20 protein-coding genes are annotated in these 23150 nt (G+C 55.7%); 8 read left to right on the forward strand and 12 right to left on the reverse strand.

Translation table 11 applies throughout. The annotated features are described in order from the left end of the window. Positions 1–75: 75 nt before the first annotated feature. Positions 76–456, reverse strand: a complete 381-nt coding sequence (locus LU682_RS13475) for a hypothetical protein (RefSeq protein ID WP_010954186.1) — start codon at positions 454–456, stop codon at positions 76–78. A 768-nt stretch (positions 457–1224) separates the two neighbouring features. Here LU682_RS13475 and LU682_RS13480 point away from each other — a divergent pair. Continuing rightward, positions 1225–2208, forward strand: a complete 984-nt coding sequence (locus LU682_RS13480; protein WP_010954184.1) for a TerC family protein — start codon at positions 1225–1227, stop codon at positions 2206–2208. A 152-nt stretch (positions 2209–2360) separates the two neighbouring features. Here the strand turns inward: LU682_RS13480 and LU682_RS13485 are convergent, their stop codons facing one another. The 5 genes from LU682_RS13485 to LU682_RS13505 form a co-directional block, all read right to left on the reverse strand. Further along, the gene (locus LU682_RS13485; protein ID WP_010954183.1) at positions 2361–3599 is read right to left on the reverse strand and encodes a multidrug effflux MFS transporter; all 1239 of its coding nucleotides are present in this window, start codon (positions 3597–3599) and stop codon (positions 2361–2363) included. Then, positions 3596–4888, reverse strand: a complete 1293-nt coding sequence (gene fabF / locus LU682_RS13490) for a beta-ketoacyl-ACP synthase II (protein WP_010954182.1) — start codon at positions 4886–4888, stop codon at positions 3596–3598. The genes LU682_RS13485 and fabF overlap by 4 nt, the downstream gene beginning before the upstream one ends. Before the next feature lie 72 nt (positions 4889–4960). Continuing rightward, a complete protein-coding gene (locus tag LU682_RS13495; protein WP_010954181.1) occupies positions 4961–8053 on the reverse strand; it encodes an efflux RND transporter permease subunit in 3093 nt (1030 codons plus the stop codon). Continuing rightward, positions 8050–9153 (reverse strand): efflux RND transporter periplasmic adaptor subunit, encoded by a 1104-nt coding sequence (locus tag LU682_RS13500; protein ID WP_010954180.1) that lies wholly within the window; start codon positions 9151–9153, stop codon positions 8050–8052. Before LU682_RS13500 ends, LU682_RS13495 begins: the two co-directional genes overlap by 4 nt. A 77-nt stretch (positions 9154–9230) precedes the next feature. Further along, positions 9231–9845 carry a TetR/AcrR family transcriptional regulator gene (locus LU682_RS13505; protein ID WP_010954179.1) on the reverse strand — a complete coding sequence of 205 codons (615 nt, stop codon included), beginning with the start codon at positions 9843–9845 and terminating at the stop codon, positions 9231–9233. 83 nt (positions 9846–9928) lie between these two features. Between LU682_RS13505 and LU682_RS13510 the strand changes: the two genes are divergently transcribed. Next, complete coding sequence (locus LU682_RS13510) at positions 9929–11380, forward strand: efflux transporter outer membrane subunit (RefSeq protein ID WP_049587863.1); 1452 nt, start codon at positions 9929–9931, stop codon at positions 11378–11380. A 170-nt stretch (positions 11381–11550) separates the two neighbouring features. Here LU682_RS13510 and LU682_RS13515 read toward each other — a convergent pair whose 3' ends face one another. Continuing rightward, complete coding sequence (locus LU682_RS13515) at positions 11551–12054, reverse strand: CinA family protein (RefSeq protein ID WP_010954177.1); 504 nt, start codon at positions 12052–12054, stop codon at positions 11551–11553. A 1375-nt stretch (positions 12055–13429) separates the two neighbouring features. Between LU682_RS13515 and LU682_RS13520 the strand changes: the two genes are divergently transcribed. After that, on the forward strand, positions 13430–14677 hold the full coding sequence (locus LU682_RS13520) for a tyrosine-type recombinase/integrase (protein WP_181098026.1): 1248 nt from the start codon (positions 13430–13432) through the stop codon (positions 14675–14677). After that, complete coding sequence (locus LU682_RS13525) at positions 14670–15920, forward strand: site-specific integrase (protein WP_181098025.1); 1251 nt, start codon at positions 14670–14672, stop codon at positions 15918–15920. The genes LU682_RS13520 and LU682_RS13525 overlap by 8 nt, the downstream gene beginning before the upstream one ends. A gap of 118 nt (positions 15921–16038) precedes the next feature. Here the strand turns inward: LU682_RS13525 and LU682_RS13530 are convergent, their stop codons facing one another. After that, entirely contained in the window at positions 16039–16359 is a 321-nt protein-coding gene (locus LU682_RS13530) for a hypothetical protein (RefSeq protein ID WP_181098024.1), read from the reverse strand. A 601-nt stretch (positions 16360–16960) separates the two neighbouring features. On the opposite strand from LU682_RS13530, the gene LU682_RS13535 reads away from it, so the two are divergent. Beyond that, positions 16961–17293, forward strand: coding sequence for a DUF7693 family protein (locus LU682_RS13535; protein ID WP_181098023.1), 333 nt, complete (start codon positions 16961–16963; stop codon positions 17291–17293). A gap of 134 nt (positions 17294–17427) precedes the next feature. Here the strand turns inward: LU682_RS13535 and LU682_RS13540 are convergent, their stop codons facing one another. Further along, positions 17428–18111 carry a metallophosphoesterase family protein gene (locus tag LU682_RS13540; protein ID WP_232856730.1) on the reverse strand — a complete coding sequence of 228 codons (684 nt, stop codon included), beginning with the start codon at positions 18109–18111 and terminating at the stop codon, positions 17428–17430. 24 nt (positions 18112–18135) lie between these two features. Beyond that, positions 18136–18381 (reverse strand): hypothetical protein, encoded by a 246-nt coding sequence (locus LU682_RS13545; protein WP_181098021.1) that lies wholly within the window; start codon positions 18379–18381, stop codon positions 18136–18138. Between the two features lie 319 nt (positions 18382–18700). On the opposite strand from LU682_RS13545, the gene LU682_RS13550 reads away from it, so the two are divergent. Further along, positions 18701–19111, forward strand: a complete 411-nt coding sequence (locus tag LU682_RS13550) for a helix-turn-helix domain-containing protein (protein WP_181098020.1) — start codon at positions 18701–18703, stop codon at positions 19109–19111. Positions 19112–19222: 111 nt separating this feature from the next. On the opposite strand, the gene LU682_RS13555 is transcribed toward LU682_RS13550, so the two are convergent. Further along, positions 19223–19411 carry a hypothetical protein gene (locus tag LU682_RS13555; protein ID WP_181098036.1) on the reverse strand — a complete coding sequence of 63 codons (189 nt, stop codon included), beginning with the start codon at positions 19409–19411 and terminating at the stop codon, positions 19223–19225. A 104-nt stretch (positions 19412–19515) separates the two neighbouring features. Here LU682_RS13555 and LU682_RS13560 point away from each other — a divergent pair, with 104 nt between their 5' ends. Beyond that, complete coding sequence (locus LU682_RS13560; protein WP_181126946.1) at positions 19516–20220, forward strand: HAD family hydrolase; 705 nt, start codon at positions 19516–19518, stop codon at positions 20218–20220. A 161-nt stretch (positions 20221–20381) separates the two neighbouring features. Then, on the forward strand, positions 20382–21362 hold the full coding sequence (locus LU682_RS13565; protein ID WP_011270155.1) for an IS5-like element ISPa16 family transposase: 981 nt from the start codon (positions 20382–20384) through the stop codon (positions 21360–21362). A gap of 403 nt (positions 21363–21765) precedes the next feature. On the opposite strand, the gene LU682_RS13570 is transcribed toward LU682_RS13565, so the two are convergent. Further along, positions 21766–23091 (reverse strand): ammonium transporter, encoded by a 1326-nt coding sequence (locus LU682_RS13570; RefSeq protein ID WP_181098018.1) that lies wholly within the window; start codon positions 23089–23091, stop codon positions 21766–21768. Positions 23092–23150: the final 59 nt, after the last annotated feature.

Genomic DNA, 23150 nt, shown 5'->3' on the forward strand with positions numbered 1-23150 from the left:
GCGTCTCTGTTGTGCGACCGGGCCGGTTGAGCAAACGTTCAGCCGGCTTGCCAAGTTGCCGATCACATCTGGCCGTCACCCGTGTTTTTGCAGGGCTTCAATCAACTGGGCCTTGGTCATGGTCGAGCGCCCCTTGATGTCTTTGCTGCGTGCCTCTTTCATAAGGCTTTCCTTGCTTTGCGATTCCAGCGACGCGTGCGACGTCCGCGAATGCCCCTGGCGAGATTCAGCGGCGCGCTTGGCCGAATCCGAGCGTGCGGTCTTCTTCACGTGCGACGGTGTCCGGCTTCCCGAGCCTGCGTGTTTTTCACCGCCACCGGATTGTTTGTTGACGGTGGCCCAGGCGCGAGCTTCGGCTTCATCCTTGCCCACGCCTTTGTCCTCGTAAGATTGCTCGATGTGCTCGGCCTTACGTTTCTGCTTGTCCGTGTACTTGTCTTTGTCCCCGCGTGGCATGGTATTTCCTCCTGCATGGGTTGCATGAACGGTTGAAAACCAGGGCAGAACTGAGGCCCTTTCAGCTAACTGCCGGAACCTGCGCCAGATCCACTTCCGGCTGAGCCACTGCCACCACCGCCCGCGCCTGTGCCGCTACTACCAGAGCCATGACTGCCGGTTCCCGAGCCGCTGTCGGTACCGTCACCGCCGGTATTGTCCGTCCCATTGTCGTCAGTGCCGCCATCACCCGTACCCATGCCATCGCCGGGTGTTCCCGAGCCAGTCGCTGCGCCTTGGCCGTTCATTTGTCCATTGTCGTTCGATTGCATGCCTGGGGCGCGCTGATGGTTCAGGTCTGTGGCGGCCGAAGCTAGTGCTGAAGCGCAGCCCAGGCAAAGTGCAAGCAGTAACGTAAAAGGTTTTGCTGGTGTCATGGTGAAACGCCTTTTTGGATTGTTCACCCTATGTTCGGCATGGCGTGCGGGGGAGGGTGCCTTCTGACCGACGGAAGGCGCTGTATCAGATCGACGCGAGCGAGCGGCGCTTTGCTCCAATGAATGCGTTGATAACGTGCGGGGCACCCATGAGGCTGGTGCAATCAGGTGTGCGAAGTTAGTTTTTCACTGCAAGCGTTTTAGCTTGTCATGGACAAGATTTGTAAATGTTTTCTACTTGCAGCCTACTCGCGCTCGATAAATTCTTTATTCGTGACGCCGGGCCCCTCTGACGGTTATACCGCCATGTCGGAGTCATAGTTGTTCAACTACGACTATACAGGAGGGGCTCATGTCTGCCCTTAGTACGTATCTCTACCAAGACGTTCTTGGTACTGACCTCTGGCTTTGGCTTTCCTTTTTCGCTGTTGTGCTAACACTGTTGGCGCTTGACTTAGGTGTGCTCCACCGCGGGAATCGGGAGATTGGAGTAAAAGAGAGCTTGTTGCTGTCCGCGGGCTACATCAGTATGGGCCTTCTGTTCGCGGTCTGGGTGTATTTCCAGAAAGGCAGCGATGCCAGCATGGACTATGTGACGGGTTTCTTGATTGAAAAATCCCTGTCAATGGATAACGTTTTCGTTATTGCCCTGATATTCAGTTTCCTGGCCATTCCTCGGGAGTTCCAGCACCGAGTATTGTTTTGGGGGATCATGGGGGTTATCGTCCTGAGGGCTATCATGATCGGCCTTGGGGCTGCGCTCATCGCCCAGTTCAGTTGGATACTTTACTGCTTCGGCGCGTTCCTGGTCTTCACCGGGGTCAAGATGCTATTCGCTCGCGTCGATCATGCGCCTGACTTGGAAAACAACCGTTTCGTCAACTACCTGCGCACACACCTACGCATCACCAAAGAATTGCACGCTCAACGCTTTGTGATTCGCTTGCCCGATGCGTCAGGAAAAAGAATTCTATGGGTGACACCGCTCTTCCTTGCACTTATTTTGATTGAGTGTGCAGACTTGGTATTTGCTGTTGACAGCGTGCCTGCGATTTTTGCTATCACACAGGATCCGTTCATCGTTTATACGTCGAACATCTTTGCCATTCTCGGTTTGCGAGCGCTCTATTTTGCATTGGCTGCCATGATCAGTCGCTTTGTTTACCTTAAATATGCGCTGGCTCTGGTGCTTGTCTTTATCGGCTCGAAAATTTTCCTTCATGACATTGTGGGTAAAGTGCCAGCCGAAATATCGTTGAGCATTACAATCGGCCTGCTGATTGGCGGCGTGTTGCTTTCGCTTTGGAAAACCCGAGCGTCCGCTAATGCTTCTTGAATAATTACGGCCGCTGGCTGCTGCGTGAGCGCGATGACCGGATCGCCTAGGATTCAAGGCGTGAAAGCGGTCGCCTCCGCTGCTGCCCGGGCCATGCAGTTGATTTTGCACATCCCAGGCGAAGCAGGAGCAAACCTCATGCAGAGATACTCCTACCTGACAATTGCCTTACGTTTGACATACCAAGCGAAAAGCACCATTGCCAGAAAGCACACCGAGGTTTGAGTGGCACCCAGTACGGCAATCGTGGGGAACTTCGGCGTGGAAACCATCCAGGTCGACACTGCTCCGATCGCCATGGTCAGGAAGCCCAAAAGGGCTGACGCCAGTCCTGCTTCTTTCCCGAACGGTGTCATGGTCAAGGCCGTTCCCAGCGGATTGGCAATACCCATACCCCATAGGAAAAGCACCATCGACAATGAGTACCAGCCCAAGCTTGGATTGCTTGGGCCGACCAGCAGCAATGCACCTGCCGTACACGCAGTCGCGAGGCCTGACAAGGTGATGGCGCGGCTACCCCAACGGTGAGCCAGGCGAGGAGCAGCCAAGCCAGCGGCAAAGACCACGAAGACAGTTGCCGCGAAATACAGGCCCACCTGGAGCGAGCTGAGCCCCATGCCTTCCATCAAGATTGACGGCGCAGCGGCGAACGAGGCGAATAAGCCGCTCATCAGCAGGCTGGTCGCGAGTGCGGGCAAGATGAAGAGGCGGTTGGACGCCAATTTGCCGTATGCGATCAGGATCGCAGGTACTGATTGAGTCACCCGACGATGGGCAGGAAGGGTTTCACCTATCCCTCTGAGGTAGAACAGCGCGATAAGGATTGCCGACATGCCGACGGCTATGAAAAGTGCGCGCCACCCCAAAGTGGTGTTCAGCATACTGCCGATCAAAGGTGAGAAGCCTGGCGCTGTGGCGGCAGCGATCATCGTCAGCGATAACGCGCGTGCCAGGTTCTCACCCTCATAAAGATCGCGAGCGATGGCTCTGGCCAGCACCGCGGCGGCACACACGCCAATGGCCTGGATTACCCGTCCGAGGATCAGCATGTCGAGTGTGGCGGCGTTAGCCGCCCAAAACGTACCCACCACGAAAATCATCAACCCACCTACTACCAGCCGCTTGCGGCCATAGCGATCGGCAAGCGGCCCTACCAGTAATTGGGCGAAGGCGAACGTAATGAAAAAGCTGGAGAGCGTCAGCCCGAGTTCCTGGGATGAGACGTTGAGCTGTCGAGCCATTTCAGGAAAAGCGGGCAGGATGATATTGGTGGACAAGTTGCTGATGGCAGCGAGTGCTGCCAGTAACAGGATGACCTTGGCCGTCAGGACGTTGGCCCTCTGAGCATCACCTTCAGCTTCGTTGGCGTGTGTTTCGAGTCGGCTGTTCATACGTTGGCCTCCCAGCGGCGGAACAGTACGCTGGCGTTCACACCACCGAATCCGAAACCGTTGGACAAGGCATATTCGATGGGCATTTCACGGGCTATTCGTGCAACCAGGTCAAGGCCAAGCGCAGCATCATCGACCTGAGTCAGGTTGAGCGTGGGTGGAACGATCTGATCTTGCAGCGCCAACACCGTGAAAATGGCTTCGACACCGCCTGCCGCCCCCAGGAGGTGGCCGGTGGCCGATTTGGTCGATGTAATCGCCACGCCGCTGCCGCTACCGAATACGGCGCGAATTGCTGCAAGTTCACCCTTGTCGCCAACCTGGGTCGAAGTCGCATGCGCATTGATATGGTCCACGTCCCCAGGCGCTATCGACGCCTGTTGCAGCGCGAGTTGCATGGCGCGCCTGGCACCGCTTCCGTCTTCGGGGCCAGCGGTCAGATGATAGGCATCAGCGCTCGTTCCGTAGCCGACCAGCTCGGCCAGCGGCTTGGCGCCACGGGCCAGCGCATGTTCCAGCGACTCGATCACCAGCAAGCCAGCCCCTTCAGCCATGACAAACCCGTCCCGTTGGCTATCGAAAGGACGGGAGGCTTGCTCAGGGCTATCCGAAAAGCCCGTGCTGAGCGCTCGTGCAGCCGCAAAGCAGCCTAGCGTCACACGATCAATTGCCGCCTCGGCGCCACCGCAGATCGCGATATCCGCTTCGCCGCTTCTGATGAGCCGAGCGGCGTCGCCAATGGCCTGCACCCCCGCAGCGCAGGCTGTGACGGGTGCCCCAAGTGGGCCTTCGAAGCCATAGCGTATGGAGACATGACCCGCTGCCATATTGGCCAGGAACGATGGCGCCGTGAAGGGCGACAACTTGCGAGGGCCACGTGCGTCAGTGGTGCGCACCGCCTCTGCGATGGCGCCGAAGCCACCGACGCCTGATGCGATGATGGTGGCGGTGCGCGCGCGTTCAGCCTGACGCTCGGGATTCCAGCCGGCTTGCTGCAATGCTTCATCCGCTGCTACCAGCGCAAACTCGATGAACCGATCCATCTTCTTGCGTTCCTTGGCGTGGATGACCCGCTCGGGTTGATAGCCTGCCACTGCATCCTCGGCCAATGTGGGCACGCTGCCGCCCACTGACACGCCAGTGCCTTCGACGACATCGCCAGCAAGCGCGCGAATCCCGGACTGCCCAGCCAGCAATCGCCGCCAGACTTCCTTTACGCCGCAGCCCAGCGGGCTGACAACGCCGGTGCCGGTCACCACGATGCGCTTTTGATTAACGTTGTGAGTCATTTCGACCTCTCGTTGGATCATGAGCGCGCCTCGAATTGCATCGGGCGCGCACGGGTTGAAGGCAATGTCTACTCAGGCGCGGTCTGCAGCTTCTGGCTTGGCAATGCGGCTATTGGGGCGGATCTTGAACCAGATGGAATACATCGCCGGCAGGAACACCAAGGTCATGATCGTGCCCACGAACGTGCCTCCGATCAGGGTGTAGGCCAAGGTGCCCCAGAACACCGAGTGGGTGAGGGGGATGAAGGCCAGGATGGCTGCCAATGCCGTGAGCAAGACTGGGCGTGCGCGTTGCACTGTGGCCTCGACCACGGCATCGAAGGGCGCAAGTCCTTCAAGCTGGTTGTGGTCAATCTGCCCGATCAGGATGAGGGTGTTGCGCATCAGAATCCCGGAGAGCGCGATCAAGCCGACTAACGCGTTGATGCCGAACGGTTGGCCGAACAGCAGTAATACGGGTACTACGCCGATCAACCCCAGCGGTGAAGTCAGAAACACCATGACCATCGCCGAGATAGAGCGCACCTGCAGGATGATGATCAACAAAGTCAGGGCGATCATGATAGGCAGGAGAGGGACGATAGCCTGGCTGGCCTTGGCCGACTCCTCGATAGAGCCTGCCATTTCGATTTTGTAGCCCGCAGGCAGCTGCGTGACGATGGGCTGGAGGTCTTTCCAGATCGCCGTGGATACATCAGGCGGCTGCAGCCCTTCCGCGATGTCACCCCGCACTGTCATGGTGGGCGTTCGGTCGCGGCGACGGAGGATGGGGTCCTCCATGCGAATGCTCACATCACCGATCTGCGAAACCGGAACGCGCTGACCGTTCGAGCCTACCAGGGTGAAATTCTCGATCTGGGCAGGATCGAGTCTGATCTGGCCAGCGGCACGCCCTACAACCTGCACAGAGCGGATATCTTCCCTGACCGACGTGATCGGCACACCGGTGAGCAGGAACTGAAGCTGCTGCGACACCGAGGCGGACGTCAGGCCAACCGACTGCAGGCGATCTTGATTCAGGGAGAAGTGAAGGGTGGGAACAAGCGGGCCCCAGTCGGTATTGACGGTCTTCATCATGGGGCTCGCCTGCAGCACGCTTTGGACGCGTGCTGCAATCTGACGCAGTTGCGAGGCATCCGGGCCCATCACCCGATAGGCGACCGGGTAGGGGGAGTAGGGCCCGAATACCAGTTGTGTTACCCGCACTTGAGCGCCGGGCGCCAGACCTTCGGAGGCTGCCTCCCGAAGACGATGCTTGAGGGCCTCACGAGCGCCCTGGTTTTCGGTCAGGACGACAATCTTGGCAAAGGACGGGTCGGGCAACTCAGGGGCCATTGCCAGGAAGAAGCGGGGCGGGCCTTGGCCGATGTAAGTGGTGACAATCTTTGCCTCCTCTTGCTGACGTAGCCAGGACTCTACCTTGATCGCAGTGGCATTTGTCTGTTCGATGGAGGTGCCATAAGGCATCTGCAGCTCCACAAGCACTTCGGGCCGGTCTGAGGTCGGGAAGAACTGCTTCTTTACCAATCCCATGCCAAGCACGGCGGCCACAAATGTCGAAACCACGGTGCCTGCCACGAGCCATTTATGTGCGATCACCCAGCCCAACAAAGCGCGGAATCGGTTGTAATGACGGGTGTTGTAAATAGCGGCATGACCACCTTCAATCGTCTTGATTCGAGGCAACAACTTCACGCCCAGGTAGGGGGTGAACGCGACCGCCACCACCCAGGATGCGATCAGGGCGATGCCGACAATCCAGAACATGTTGCTGGTGTATTCGCCGGCAGTGGACTGGGCGAAACCGTTAGGCATGAATCCGATGGCGGTAACCAGTGTGCCGGACAGCATGGGGGCTGCCGTGTGGCTCCAGGCATATGCCGAAGCCTTGATGCGGTCGTAACCTTCTTCCATCTTCACGACCATCATTTCGATGGCGATGATTGCGTCGTCGACCAGCAACCCTAAGGCCAGGATGAGCGAACCCAGCGTAATCCGGTCGAAATTCTTGCCTGTTGCGGCCATCACCACGAATACGATCGCCAGTGTCAATGGCACCGCGGCTGCGACGACAACGCCGACACGCCAGCCCATGCTGAGGAAGCAGACAAGCATCACGACCAGCAGGGCAACGAAAAACTTGATCATGAACTCGTCGACGGAGGACGTGATGTTCACCGCCTGATCGGTGACCTTGCTGAGCGTCATGCCCAAGGGCATGCCTTCGTTGATTTTGGCTGTTTCGGCCTCCAGGGCTTTGCCAAGGTCGAGGCCGTTCCAGCCTTCACGCATGACAATGCCAAGCAGCAAGGCTGGCTCGCCATCGTTACGCACCAGGAACGTCGCGGGGTCTTCATAGCCGCGTTCAACGTCGGCCACATCCGACAGTTTCAGGGGGCGGCCCTGGGCGACCACAGGGGTTTCGCGAATCTTTGCCAGTTGATCGAAGGCGCCGTCAACCCTGACCACCACTTGTGGCCCCTGCGTTTCGACCGAGCCCGACGGTGACAGGGCGTTCTGGTTGTCAAGGGCCGAGAAAATGTCCTGTGGCGTGATTCCGAGCGTGGCCAGGCGGTCATGGGAAAAGGACACGAATATCCGTTCAGCCTGTTCCCCGATGATGTTGACCTTCTTGACGCCCGGTACGTGCAGCAACTGCTGGCGCAGTGTTTCGGCGTCGCGTACCAACTGGCGCTGCGGTTCGCCTTTGGCTTTGAGCGCGTAGACCGCGAATGTCACGTCCGAGAACTCATCATTGAGCATTGGGCCAATGACGCCTGCTGGCATCAGCTTGGCCTGATCACCCGCTTTCTTGCGTGCCTGGTAGAACTCCTCCTGAACCGCCGAAGGTGGTGTCTTGTCTTGCAGTGACACCATCGTGAACGCCAACCCAGGTCGGGTGTAGGTTTCGGTACGGTCATACCAACGCAGCTCTTGCATGCGTTTTTCCAACGGTTCGGCCACCAGATCCTGCATTTCCTGCGCAGTGGCGCCGGGCCAGGCAGTGATAATCGTCATCTGCTTGACGGTGAAGGGCGGATCTTCTGCACGGCCCAGCTTGAAAAAGGCCAGCGTGCCGGCGAAGGCGATCAGCACAATCAGGAAGAGGGTGATTGATCGCTCGCGTACTGCGAGCGCGGATAAGTTGAAACGCAGCTGGCTCATGGTTGGTGCCCCATGACCTGAGCTGTTTGAGCCTGTTCCATGACCTCGACGCCATCGCGCAGCAGATGCGCACCCAGTGCCACGATCCGATCGCCAGCGTGCAGGTCACTCTTCACGACCGCTTTTTCGTCACTGACACTTAGCACTTCCACAGCGCGCCATGACACCTTGGCCGGCTGGCCTGCTATCACCCAAACCCCAGCTCCGTTACCCGGGTCAAAGAGTGCGCCGATGGGTATCTGCTTCGCTTCGAAATCCGTATCGGTATCCGGAATCTCAAGCGTAATGGTTGCACCCAATGGCGCGCTCGCCAGAGGCCCAGTGAGCACGTACCTGGCCTCGAATGTGCGCGTGATGGGGTCTGCTGCATCTGAAAGCAAGCGCAGTTTGGCGGGTACGGCCTGCGCAGGCTTGCCAAATAGCGTGGCCAGCGCAGTCGAGCCAGGCGCAGGTCGAAGTGTTTCTGGCAAGTAGACGACAGCTTCTCGTTGCCCGGCCCTGGCCAGCCTTACAACCGCTTGACCAGCACTGACGACCTGGCCCGGTTCGGCCAGCGTGTCCATCACCACACCATCGGCGTCGGCTAGCAATACCGCATATTCGGTGGCGTTCCTGGCAACGTCAGCCTGAGCTTGCGCGGCACTGAGTTGCGCCTTCGCAGCATCAGCCGCAGCTTTGATCTGGTCGTAGGACGAGGCCGAGACCGCGCCATCGGCAACCAGCCCTCGATATCGAGCTTCGTCGTCACCGGTCTGCTTGGCCCGTGCCCGAGCGGCAGTTACGGCCTCTTGCTGTGCGCGTGCCTGTAGATTCAGATCCACCGGATCCATGCGCATCAAGGGCTGACCGCGTTTGACTGTTTGCCCGGTATCGACCAGGCGCTGCAGGATTTTTCCGGATACTCGGAAGCCTAGGTCACTCTGTGTGCGAGCGACCACTACTCCGGAAAACGAACGTGCAAGGGCTGACGCGTCCTGTACCGAGACCGCTTTCACGACCGGCGGTGTGTCTCTCGGGTCTTTTCCAGGTGAAGAGTCCCCGCAAGCGACAAGGGCGAGTGGGAGTAAGCAACCGACTATGGCGGCAGGACGCAGGCGCATGGGATCCCTTTCTCAAAAGGCGATATAGGAATCCCATTTTTCTACCAGTGACCAATATTGTCAATGGTCACACCCTGCTAAGGGGCGAGACTTCTGAGTATCAAAGCCGGCAGTTGGACGACCGCATCCTGAAGCGTGTCCAGGTTGTGCTGAAGAAGCGCGGCATTTACGTATGGCCTCATGATCAGAAAAATCGCCAGTGTCAGTTCGTCCAGGGGTGTCTTGCGTTCAAATTCTCCTGCGTCGCGGCCTTGTGTCAGGATCTCCAGAATGACCTTACTGATATTGGCCTCATGAGACTTGACCGACGACCATTGGTCGCGAGATGCCACTGCCGCTATGTCATAGAGCTTCCGGTCGTGGAAGAAAAGGTCAGCTCCGCCCTCAGCGATCGCTCGGAATAGACGTCTCAGCTTTTCCGATGCAGTCGGGGCGTCGCTGGTGGCCGTCGCAATGCGCTGCATGATCAGCGCAAGCCGACTGGAGCAAATCACCTCTCCGATCGCTTGTTTGGATTCGAAGAATTTGTAGATGTAGGCCTTTGAAAAGCCAATCGATTTGGCTAAGTCAGAAACAGTGGTCTTGTCGTACCCATAATGGGCGAAGTGCTCCATGGCAGCCTGGATGATCTGATCCCTCACGTCGTGGTCGGCTGGCCCGCGCGCCGGCGAGGGTGGAGAAGATTTACTCATTTTTGAAGCATCCTGGAACTGATTGACAGAGTGTGACCAAAATATAATATGGTCACACCTCCTCTTGGTCTATGAGAATCATCATGCTTCCCTACCGAACGATTGCTCTGCTGTTGAGCGCCAGTCTCACTGCAGGGTGCATGGTTGGCCCGGATTATAAACAGCCAGAGGTTGCGCTGGCCGATCATTACGTCGCGGATGCACAGCCGTTGACTGCAAGCGACACATCGGTCGGCAGCCTCGATGTCTGGTGGGAAGGATTTGGAGATCCTTTGTTGAGCAGGCTTGTGACCGAGGCGCTGGGGCAAAACCTGCAGTTGGCGCAGGCACAGGCCCGCGTAGCTCAGGCTCGCGCAGCACTGGGCTCAGCGACCGCGGCGCTTGTGCCGTCCGCGGGTATCAATGGTCAAGCTGCACGCTCACGGCAATCCGTTGAAACGCCATTGGGCCAGCTGCTGAACTCAACGCCTGACTATGACCGCTACGGCAACAGCTATGAACTCAATCTGCAAGCAAGCTGGGAAATCGACTTGTTTGGTGGGCTGCGGCGTGATCGGCAAGCAGCCGTCGGTGAGTACCAGGCTTCCGAGGCGGGGGCAATCGCGACGCGTCTTGCCGTTGCCGCGCAAACAGCCGATATCTACACCACCGTGAGGGGGCTGCAGGCGCGCCTGGCCATTGCTCAGAACCAGGTGAAGACACAGCAAGACCTTCTGGCCAAAGTCAACCTGCTCAACCGCAAAGGTCTGGCGCCTGACTACGAGGTTCGTCAAACCGAAGGCGAACTGTCTCAAGTCGAGGCAACCGTGCCAGTTTTGCGTGCGGGCCTGGATGCGGCTCTCAACGCCTTGGATGTCATGCTTGGCAGTACGCCAGGTACCCACCGCGCCCAGATGGCAATTGCCTCGTCAATCCCTCAGGTGCCTGCGTTTGCGCAAATCGGCAAACCTTCCGATCTGCTCCGCCGTCGGCCCGACCTGATCGCCGCTGAGCGCAGGCTCATGGCTGCCAATGCCATGATCGGCAGTGCGATCAGTGAGTATTACCCAAAATTCTCGATAGGCGGGCTGATCGGCAGTGCGTCTACCTCTGGCGGAACATTTTTCACGGGCGATGCCAACCAATCAGCCGTATTGCTCGGTTTGAGGTGGAGACTCTTTGATTTTAGCCGCATCAACGCGCAGATAGACCAGGCCAAAGGACGTGAAGCCGAAGCCCTGGCCATCTATCGGCAGTCTGTGCTGGAGGCTTCGGAAGATGTTGAAACAGCTTTGTCTGCATTGATCAATCGGCAAGCGCAGGCACAGTCGCTCAAACGCGGTGAGGTATCCCTGGAGCGAGCACGACGTTCGTCCTTCGTAGCATTCCAGAACGGTGTAGCCAGTTTGATAGACGTTCTGAACGCAGATCAGCAGCTTCTCAGGACATCGGATTTCCGAGCAGTTGCGCAAACTGAAGCAGCGCGTGCTGCTATTGCTGCCTACCTCGCCCTGGGTGGCGGGTGGTCAACTGACTCAGATGTGGCACAGCGATGATGGGACTGCGTAAATGCCTTGGTGCAGAAGACGTACTCACCTTCGTTGAGGATTGGGCTCATACCGCGTAATCCAAGTGCTCACGCAAAAGGTGGAGGAGGGTAGTCGAGGGGTTCGCCTGCAGTATTCGATGTCGAAAGTCGCCTTCTTGCCTGTCATTACCTGCCCCTTCAAGCGCGCTCCCCACGAAGCCAGCGCTCGTGATAATGGATCAGGCGCGTCAGTCCATAGACGGCGCCGTCATGCATGACTTGCGCTCGCTCACCAAAAAAACGCTGGGTACGGGTAAACAGGGCTGTCGGTTCGCCGGCAAAAGCCCAAGCAAAGCAAAGCGTGCCGGGTAGAACCCCAGATGCTGGGTCAGGCCCGGCTAAACCTGTAGTTGCGATAACGACATTGGCATCGCTGTCCTTCAACGCCCCTAGGGCCATCTCCCATGCGACTGGTTCGCTGGTCAGCCCGTACCGTTCGATGGTTTCCGCGCTTACACCTAGCAGACGCTTCTTGGCGGAGGGCGAATACACGACGTAGCCGCTTTCCAGTACCTCGCCTGTGCCTGGGAATGCCGCTAGCAGAGCGACCATGCAGCCTGCTGTGCAGGACTCGGCGGTGGTAAGGACCAGATGGTGGTCTTTGAGATAGCCGAGCACGGCCAATACGGGATCCCTTGCCATTTATCTGTCGACTCGTTGTTCTTTTGCGGTGGACGTGTCGGCTATGTAAATGGTTCACCGGTTTAGCGCAGCTTCGCCTTCTGTTTTCAACTGAACTTTATTTCCCTCGTAGAACATCACTGCCGAGCACAGTGACATCGGCGGGAATCTTCAGGCCGGATCATTGGCAGCCACCTCAATGTTTGGGGTCGCTGTGAACACCCAGGACATGGACCGTTGAAAGAGTGGATGCCAAAACGGGGCTGTCGAATCTGCAGCCTAGGTAGCGCACGAACATCTATGACATAGCACGATATTTAACATAATATGCATTATGAGCACCTTGGTATGGAGCTACCGGGGCCGTGGGTGGGCAGATTTAAAGCCAGGCCACGGGCCTCGATTACTGGGCCGCAGATCAAGCTTGGACCTCAGCGATGTAACACAGCACGAACGGATCCTGCGAGCCTCGTTCCTTGTTGTGACGCTCACGAAATCCTGACCATGCACAAAAACCATCCGATTCGGCTCAAGCCTGCGGATTTCTCTTAATGTTCAAGGAGTTAGCCACTGGCGTGCATGACAGCACTGATCATCATTGCAGGAGCAATTTTGATCATTGTGCTCATGGGAAGCTGAAAATTGGATAGATTTGCAGGTGGATCACCAAATTCGATTGGTGAATTCGTGCACAGTCAGAAATGATCATTAATAGGCTCAGTGTCGGGAAAAATGATCAAATCTTAAAAATGATTACCATAGTAGGCATGCAGCGCGAACCTCAGTTTTTAGTGATCAATTAACGAAATTAGAGGATCACAAGATTGAAGGCGGGAAAGCGGTACACCGCAATGTCAGTCAAAAATGATCATCAGGTTGGCCTAGCGTTGCGGTCGTATTTTGTTGAATGCGATCGTCTTTGCGTATTGATCACAGCGCGCTTAGCGCTTGACGATTTAATGGCGCATCCATGCCCCACCCTGTGGTTGCTGGGTGCAGTCTTTACTTAACTCGACTAAATAGTCATTTAGTCGAGTTATAGGGGTGGTTTGCTCTAGAGATGGAAGGCTAGCCCTTCTGACGTGCTGATCATTTTCAAGTGACATTGCCGACAGATGCTGAGCCTAGCTATATCGTTAATGGGCAAGAGAGGAGTGATCATTTTTACTTTAAAAGTGATCAACTCGGTCTTTAGGTTAGTGATTAGCCGTGCGGGGCAGGCTATGTAGAGGCTTGACAATACAGTGTTCCTGGAGTGAAGCTTCGTAGAAGCTTCATATCGTGCATTCGATTCAAGGTGATTTTGATGAAGCATCTCAGTGTGTGTGCCCTATGCTTTGGGGGCGATGCCTCCCCTATTTCCGATAAGTGTCAGAACCGGAAGTGATTGGGACTTATGAAAAATAACGCATGTACGCCTGTCCCTTTGTTTGGTACCTATCGCTGGTTTGTTTCAGTATCAGATGATGTGGATGATTCAACTGTAGTTGCGGTTCAGAAATACCTGGCTGGCTTCGACTCCCGGCTGAGCGCCCTCGATGGGTATGAGGCAGTACGCGGCTTCCTGGAGTCCTATGCTAGTAATGAGGCAACGTTCAATTCTTACCGCACCCATGCCGAACGATTACTACTCTGGTCGCTGCTGATTCGTGAGCGACCTTTGCTTGATCTGCGTCGTTCTGATGCAGAAGAGTTTCTTAATTTTTGTATGAGTCCGCCTCCGGGTTGGATCGGGAAAATTGTAAGAAATCGCTATCTGAGCAAAAATTACAGCATAGCTCCCAATCCCGATTGGAGGCCCTTTGCAACATCACGCGAGGCCAACTGCTACAAACTGACTGCCGGAAGCATCGCGCAGATTTTTTCGGTGTGCAGTAGCCTTTATGAATACGCCATTGACGAAGGGGTTTGCACAGTAGTGAATCCATTTCGGGCCATAAAACAAAAATCGAAATTTAAAAATCGCTCAGTACAAGAGTTAACGACCAGGTCTCTTACACCTCTTCAATGGGAGTACGTGCTCGAAGCAGCAGAGTCGATGGCGAATTCTGAGCCGGAACGGCATGAACGCTCACTATATATAGCTGCGACAATGTTCTCGATGTATCTCAGGGTTTCAGATCTTTGCGGTCGCGACAATTGGCAGCCTTCAATGGGGGATTTTCGTCCGGATCATGAGGGTAACTGGTGGTTCCATGTGATTGGCAAGGGAAACAAAGCGGGGAAAATCGCTGTCAGAGCAGACTACGTGGAGCTTTACCTCAAACGATATCGCCTGCACTTAGGGTTAAGCCCCCTGCCCTTGCATAACGAATCTACGCCACTTCTGATGACATTTAATGGCAAAGCTGGGCTTTCAACACGTATGGTGCGATTTATCATGCGAGAGGTTTTCGATTTTGCAATCGACCGGATGGTTAGTGAAGGCCGCCATGAGGAAGAAATCCAAAATTTAGGCGTTGCCACCACCCACTGGTTGCGGCATACAGCAGCGACCTTCGATGCACCATTCCGAGATCCGAAAGATTTGCAAGCAGATCTTCGTCATAGCAGTCTTGCCACTACTCAGAACATTTATTATAGCAGTCATGATAATCAGAGAGCCTATTCGATTCAGAAACTCTCAATGAAGGATCGTGGCTGAACTCATGTTGCTTGGAGATTGGAAAATGGATGTGCCGCCGTTTCCTTGCTTTTTTGGCTTGAAAGATTTTCAAGGCTTGAACACTCACGACCTAGATAAGGAAAACTCTGAGGTCAGGCAGAAATTAGATGGGATTGATATCCGTTGCGCCGCCTTGTCTAGTTACTCGCTAGTCAAAGCGTTTTTGCTTGAGCATGCACTGGGTAGTCGATTCGGCATCTACCGCTCTGCAATTGAAAAGCTTTTGCTGTGGTGTTTGTTAGTCGTAGAAAAGCCAATCATACAGCTCGACGAGCAAGATATTAGAGCGTTTATGGATTTTTGCTTGTGCCCACCTGATGACTGGGTAGCCAAGCAGCCGGAAAAGCGTTTGAGGCGTGCCTCAAACAAACGTACTTCAAAAGTATTTGTGGTTAATGCATTCTGGAGGCCATTCAGAACAGGCCCGGTTCGCGAGGAAGTTAGTGGGGCAAGGATATCAGGCTATGCTTCTTTAGCCGTTGAGCTGGCTGTTATCAATTCATTTTACCTATTTCTTTATGCGGAGGATTTAATTGATATAAATCCCGCTGGCTCATTGCATCGTTCGAAGCACTACTCCGGTCGTGAGGCCATTCATAATGGTGCCAAGAGCTTTTCTATCAGCGATTGGAATCTATTTGTCGAGGCAGCTGAAAGTCTGGCGATTAACGATGATGAATTTGAGCGCAAGCTATTTTTGTTGATGAGTATTTATCATCTTTTCTTGCGCCCCGCTGACATTGACCGATTTGGTGCGAATTTGGCTATAAATTCATTGTTTGAACGTAAAGACGGAACTTATGGCTTAAGGGTTGAAGGATACCCCGAATTGGAGCGGGTCTGCATTTCAAGGGACTATGTTACCCGATGGGTTGCCCGATACAGGGCCCATGTTGGAACTGATTTGATACCTCTGGATCGCGACCCTACCCCTCTAATTTCCACCCAGAGCGGTAGGCCTGGGGTAAGTAGTCGCCATGCCAACTTGCTTTTTAAGCAGGTGTGCTCCGAGGTCATGGTGAAAATTAAGCTGGGTGGCGAAGTAGTGTCTGATGACTCATCCTTTTGTCGTGCAACTCTTTCATGGATTAGGGAAACAGGTTTGGTGCAAGCTGCACAATCAATGTCGTTGGTTGAGCTGTATCCCTCAATTCGTGATACTACTTATGACACTGCGCACGCGCGTTTTTACGCTTGGCAATTTCAGTCTGATTCTGATTAAGGATCGAGAAGCTAAGTGCGTCTACCTTGCTAGGGAACCATCTACAGGATCAGCACCTACGATCGGTAGTTGGCTGCGCAGGCTTGTATTTACAGGCCTGCCAGACCCGCAAGGATGTTCACTGCTGCTCATCGATTAAGTAGTACCAGTCAGCGTAAGGCGTGTTGATCGCCTTTTGGCGGTTGTAGTCCGGGCTACCGTCATCCCACCACACCGGGCCCCTCTCCCCTAGTGCCACTTTCGCCAAGTCCACCGCTGCTCGAGCGGCATGCAGCTTGTCTTCATCATCCAGTGCTTTGGCTTCCTTCACGGCTCGCCGGGCTTCCATCAAGTCGTGTACCAGGTGCTGACGCTTTTCAACAGGCAGCGCGGGGTTGCTGCAGCGCCAGAGCTGACCTTTGACGACGAAGTAGCGACCGTCTGGCGTTGTTGGATGCATAGGGCAGATCTCGTGTGTGGTTACATGACGGACATTCAAAACGCTTCGAAGACTGCAGCTGGATGCCGAGTACATTTGTACTCCTTACGACCAAGCAGTCAGATCCGCCCGGGCAGCCGCTTGATGGGGGGATCTGAGGCTTCTCGTGTTAACCTGATCTGTTCTGCAGTTCAGAGCAAGCACGCGAACCTGCGTGCTTCATCGACGCTGACACCATATGAGCAGAAGCCGACGCAAAAACACCATATGCGGCATCACCACCGCCACTAGTGAGCGATTTGACAAGCAGGTCTGGCATAGGAGCTATCGACACGCTGTACGCCAGCGGCTCGCCGAAGACCCAGAAAAAGAGTTACCTCACCTCCGTGAATTTTTTGATCCTTGATCGATGGCTAAGGACGGTAAGCGCTATTGGCTACCAAGCATGCGAGCTGAAAATTTTTTGAGGAAGTAAGCCTTGGAACGCTCTGTTAATGCAGGGCTTGATCTAACCCGCACACTCAATCGCCTATTTGTGTAGGTGGCTATCCGAGGTTGATCTCGAGAGAATGCGCCTTCACTGTGGTGCGCCCGACTGGATAAGGGAGGGACTGAACTGCGCATGAATACAGAAAACCACAACGACACGCCATTAGGCGCGCTGACGGCCCGCGAAGTCTGCCAGGTGCTGCGAGAGGTGGTGCTCGGACGCCGGACTATGACCAAGGTTGGCAACCAGTCCTGGGAGCAGCTGTACACCTGTCATTTCGAGGTCGATGTAGAGGGATGGCGGATCACGATTTACAACGACTGTGATGAGCTGGACTACTGCGAGCGATGTGTGAGCCCTGATGGTCAGCTCTGGGAATTCGATCCAGGTAATCGGACAGATCCGGTTGCTCTGCTATCGACATGGGAGCATCAAACCCTGGAGCGAACGTTGAAAGCTCTGTAGAGCGATGAGGGCGTGCCCTGCCAGGCCCGGCTGTCGTGAATCGAGCCATCGTCGTACGCCGACGTCTCGACCCTTCGGGCGTCCATCCGTCACGCCGGCGCGCTCCGTTTGCGACATTAGCTACCGTATAGCAGTTAGAGGATGACTTGGCCGTTTACAGCCATGACCGACCTGAACGCAACGCCGTTAGCCTCAAACCCCAGCTTTGACCATTCAGACCTATAGTCTAGAGAGTCATGATGATGCCCATGCACAACCATTTTTGTACCCATTGTCTGGGCGAGCTCATCGATCTCTGAGTAGCCGTAGGGATGGCAGCTAGGGGCCTCATGACAGACCAAAATATCCGCCTTTTCCATTGCGAGCGAGAAGTAATCATCGGGGTAAATTGCTGACAGCGCGTGCTGCCTTTTCGTCGCGAGTATATCTGCCTGCTGTGGCCTGAGCGCTAGATGCTCAAGGAAGTCTCCGTAATTCTGGATGCCGGTATCAGGGCTACCTGGTAGCCAGACTTGCGACTCGAAGGTGCCCCCCAGCCCTGCTAGGCGATGGCCAGCAATCTCCACAACACGGCCATGCAGGCTGCGATCAGAGAGGCCGCAGCCATAGAGGTTATGCCAATAGGCTGGACGATCCGTGTCATGGTTACCGTGAATGAACCAGATCTCTGTCAGCTCTAAGATCGGGCGCAGGATCATGTCCAAGGGCAAACTGCATTCGAGGTCACCCAGGAATACCACTGCCTCAGGACGATCACGCTTCACCAACCTGATGACATGATCAAAGCGCCCATGTACGTCACCCAGAAACCAAATCACTCGTTTTCCCCACGCATTCCTATATCACCATGGTGTAATCGACTTGATGATTTCGGTGATTTGCCTCCAGTAGTGAAGCAGCAGATACCCGCTGATGATGACGGCCTCTGGAAATGCAATGTAAGCCACAACAGGGCTCACAAACCTGTCGTCGATGCCGAGCATGAGCAACACTCCGAGACTCAGGATCATGCAGGGTATCAAAACGAACGCGAGCACAGTGAAGGCAACGCTCACCACAAAGATTAAATCCATGAACGTCCTGAACACAGGTGTTGCTCCTTAAAGTGCGTCATGTGCCGGCGACAAAGACGATCAGAACGTCAGTTCAGAGGATTCTACTACGACAGGTAACCGCGAGGGCGTGGGCGTGTCCTTTCGGAGCCGGCTGTCGTGAACCGAGCCATCGTCGTACGCGACGTCTCGTCGCTTCGGGCGTCCATCCGTCACGCCGGCGCGCTCCGCTTGTTGTCTCTCATTTGGTGATATCTACGAGACGGCTCGAGGCCGCCTAGACAGCTTGCCCTTACCATCTGTGCCGCTCGGCTAAGCTAAATATCTTCAGCGATGGCAGATGGAAATCTGCGTTATGACTCTAAAGACCTCTTTCGCCAGCGTACTCCGCGCGCTCCGCAGCAAGCGCAACATCAGTCAGCGTGACTTCGCCGACACAACAAGCCGTACGTACCTTTCGAAACTCGAGCTATGCAAATCCAGCATCACCCTGGATAAGCTCGGACAGATCAGTCGCCGGCTCGAACTCAGTCCGTTGACGCTCCTTACCTTGACACTCAGTGAAGACACAGGTCGAACGCCTGTAGACCTGATGTCAGAGTTAACGGAAGAGCTTGCAGAGCTGCAGCGCGATGGTGGGCTTCCAGGCCTTCGTATCAAAGTGGAAGGACTCGACGCTGCTCGCCGCCCTCGCATGAACGCCCCTAAGACGACTCACGCAGGCATGAGGGAGTCTAGGCAGGCGGAGCTAGCATTCGCGGACTAAAAGATCGGCCCTGCTCAACTCCTTGCATACCGTCACGGTTGCTCGATGAGAAAGCGGGGAACCAACCGGATTTCGTTACGGATTTGGCGAATCTTCACAGTTTCGCCTCCATCAATGAACTGACTCACCCAGGGTGACGGCGCTGTGCAACTGGTAGTCGATCACTGTCTGGTAGAGATGATCAGCCTCCAGTCGAAGGCATTCGATTTCCACTGCTGGTAGTCCATTAGCCAGGGCGTCGTTATGAGCTCGAATTGCCTCAAGAGCCTGCCTGAGCAGCGGCTCGCCCGCTTCGGCCATACCCAACACTGTTCTCTTCACTTCTTGAGCCTCGATGATTTGGCATCCTTCATCTGAGGGCTTAGTGTACTCTCGCTCCCGCCAGGTCGACCACGGAGATACGGATGGCAATCACAGCAGTGATCTTTGACGCCTTCGGCACAACCCTGCGGATCGGGACACCCATGCACCCGTATCGCCGGCTGCTGCGAGAAGGCGCGAAGAATGGCCGGCGCCCTAGCCCAGGCGACCTCCATGAACTGATGACTATTGATGCAGGGCTTCGAGAAGCTGCTGACATCCTCGGCATCCAGGTTACACCGTCACGCATGGCTGAGATCGAATTTGACCTTCAACGCGAGATTGAGTCGATCGAGGTGTTCCCGGATGCATGCGATGCGATCGCCCTCCTTCATGAGCACGGCGTAGCTACCGCCATCTGCAGCAACCTCGCTGCACCCTACGGGCCGGCAGTGAAGAAGCTACTGCCAGATATCAACGCCTATTCGTTCAGCTACGAGCTCGGGGTCACCAAGCCCAACCCAGCGATCTACCGCGCCGTGTGCCATGATCTTGGGATTGTGCCTGGCCACCTGTTCGGCGGTGCGGCTCAAGTAGCAATGATCGGCGATTCGCCGCGCTGTGATCGAGATGGGCCTCGAGCTATTGGCATCAAAGGCTTCTATCTAAATAGATCCGGAACTGAAGCAATCCGAGACCTGATGCAATTCGCGAAACTGGTTGTCGAGCAATCCGAGCAACAGCCAACGCGGTTGGTAGGTTCGAACGACATCAGATTCGAAATCCGCCACCCTAAAGCTTTGGATTGATGAACAAACCTTCAGTACCGGATTCGAACAGACGCGGCTGGGGAGATCAAACTTAATGTCGGCATGAACACAATGCCTACAGTCATGGGCGCCTAGGGAAGGTCTGAAAAAGACTTCCCGCATCTGGTGAAATACGCCGATCCCGCCAGCCGAGTTTTTCCATGAAGCAGATGACCTTCGCCGACGCCGAGTACGCCGGCAAGCGCAAGCAGACCCGTAAGGAATTGTTCCTGATCGAGATGGATCAGGTGGTGCCGTGGAAGGGATTGATTGCCCTGATCGAGCCACACTACCCAAAGGGTGAAGGTGGTCGTCCAGCCTATCCGCTGATGGCCATGTTACGTATCCATCTGATGCAGAACTGGTTCGGCTACAGCGACCCGGCCATGGAAGAAGCGCTCTACGAGACGACCATCCTGCGTCAGTTCGCCGGGCTGAGCCTGGAGCGCATTCCCGACGAAACCACCATCCTCAACTTCCGTCGTTTGCTGGAGAAACATGAGCTGGCAGCCGGCATCCTCGGCGTAATCAATGGCTACCTGGGGGATCGCGGCCTGTCGCTGCGCCAGGGCACTATCGTCGATGCCACACTGATCCACGCGCCCAGCTCGACCAAGAACCAGGACGGCAAGCGCGACCCGGAAATGCACCAGAGCAAGAAAGGGAACCAGTATTACTTTGGCATGAAGGCGCACATCGGCGTGGATGATGAGTCGGGGCTGGTACACAGCGTGGTAGGCACGGCAGCCAACGTGGCGGATATCACCCAGGTCGACAAACTGCTGCACGGTGACGAGAACGTCGTCTGCGCCGATGCCGGCTACACCGGCGTCGAAAAGCGCCCCGAACATGCTGGCCGCGAAGTGATCTGGCAGGTCGCAGCACGCCGCAGCACCTACAAGAAGCTCGATAAACGCAGCGCCCTGTACAAAGCCAAGCGCAAGATCGAGAAGGCCAAGGCACAAGTGCGAGCGAAGGTCGAGCACCCGTTTCGAGTGATCAAGCGCCAGTTCGGTTACGTGAAGGTGCGCTTCCGTGGCCTGGCCAAGAACACCGCTCAGCTGGTGACGCTGTTCGCGCTGTCGAACCTATGGATGGCGCGCCGACATTTGCTGACTACCGCAGGAAAGGTGCACCTGTAATGCGGAAAATGGCTGCTGCGAGGTGCTCGCGGCGGCCAAAAACGGAGAACTGAGCGGGTTATCTGGTCGATTTTGATCGACGGCCCGCTTTCAAAAGCAGCGAGGGCTGAAGTCGACCGGAAATACAGGGCTACTTCAGACCTTCCCTAGCAAACCCGACTGTCTTACAGCCAGCTCTAAGGCATTCGTGTACGCAATTTCGGGATTCTGGCCATTGATACGAGTGGCCGTACGATTGATACCCTTGAGGGCAGAAGAACTTTTGCCATCTGCAGGCCTCGCAGTCCTAGAAACAACAAAGCCCCGATGCGCGAGATGCACTGAGGCTTTGTCTGTACAGCGACCTGAAAAAACCTCCACTAGCGGTCAAGTTTTGGGATCAGCTTGATCGCAGACTCGTTACTTAGTGATTGTAAGCCCGCTCATTGTGCTCACCGAGGTCGAGACCCATTTCCTCAACGGAGTCATGTGCCCGCAACCCAACGACGGCCTTCAACACTCTGAGAATGATCCAGCTTGCAATGAAGCAGTAGGCCGTTGTGAATGCCACCCCTTTGACCTGCGCGATTACCTGGTCAGCCATGGTGACGTTCTCAACCAATCCGCCCAACGACGGTACACAGAAAACACCTGTTAACACGGCACCGATCATCCCGCCGATACCGTGTAAGCCAAATACGTCCAGACTGTCGTCGTAGCCAAGGCGCGTCTTGAGCACGGTCACGCTGAGATAGCAGAACACGCCGCAAAGCAGGCCGATCGCCAGTGCGCCGCCGCCCCCCACATACGCACAGGCCGGAGTGATACCGACCAGGCCAGCTAGGGCACCACTGGCTAAGCCCAGAGCACTCGGCTTACCCACTCGAAACCACTCGGTGAACATCCAGCCCAGAATACCGGCACACGCGCCCAGCTGGGTGTTCAGCATTACGATCCCTGAAAGACCATTGAGGCCGCCTCCAGAGCCAATGTTGAATCCAAACCAACCAACCCAGAGCATGGCAGCGCCGACCATGGTAAGACTGAGGTTGTGCGCAGGCATGGGTGAGTTTTCATATCCCTTGCGTTTGCCAAGTAGCAAACAGGCTGCCAGCGCAGCGACCCCAGCATTGATGTGCACCGCAGTGCCGCCAGCGAAGTCCAGCACGCCCCAGTTGTGCATCAGAGCCCCTGCCCCACCCCATACCATGTGCGCCACTGGCGCGTACACAAGGGTGAACCAAATCGCCATGAACAGCAGCGCGGCCGAGAATTTCATGCGTTCGGCGAAAGCGCCAGCAATGAGCGCCGGAGTGATGATGGCGAAGGTCATCTGGAAGGTGACGAACACCCCTTCAGGAATTTCGCCAACCAGACTTTCTGGCGTCATCCCTGCCAAAAACGCGCGGTTAAGTCCGCCCACAAAACTATTGAAGCTGACCTCGCCCTCAACCATGTTGGTGGTATCTACCACCATGCTGTAGCCATAGATCACCCACAGTACCCCCACCAAACCCGCAATACCGAAGCATTGAGTGAACAGCGAAAGCATGTTCTTTGCCCTCACGAGCCCGCCGTAAAACAGCGCGAGCCCTGGCAGGCACATAAACAGTACCAGGACGGCCGCCATAACCATCCAAGCGGTGCTGCCGGTGTTCAATGAAGGTGCATCTGCCGCCTGTGCCAGAGGTATAGATGCACTGAGCACGAGCAACGCAAGAAGAGATTTGCCGGGTAGACGTTTAACCATTGTGGAAGCTCCTGCGATGAATGGAAAAGTGTCTGGCAGAAAGCGAGGTGATCAAGCGC

This window comes from Pseudomonas alloputida, from assembly GCF_021283545.2.
Lineage (GTDB): Bacteria > Pseudomonadota > Gammaproteobacteria > Pseudomonadales > Pseudomonadaceae > Aquipseudomonas > Aquipseudomonas alloputida.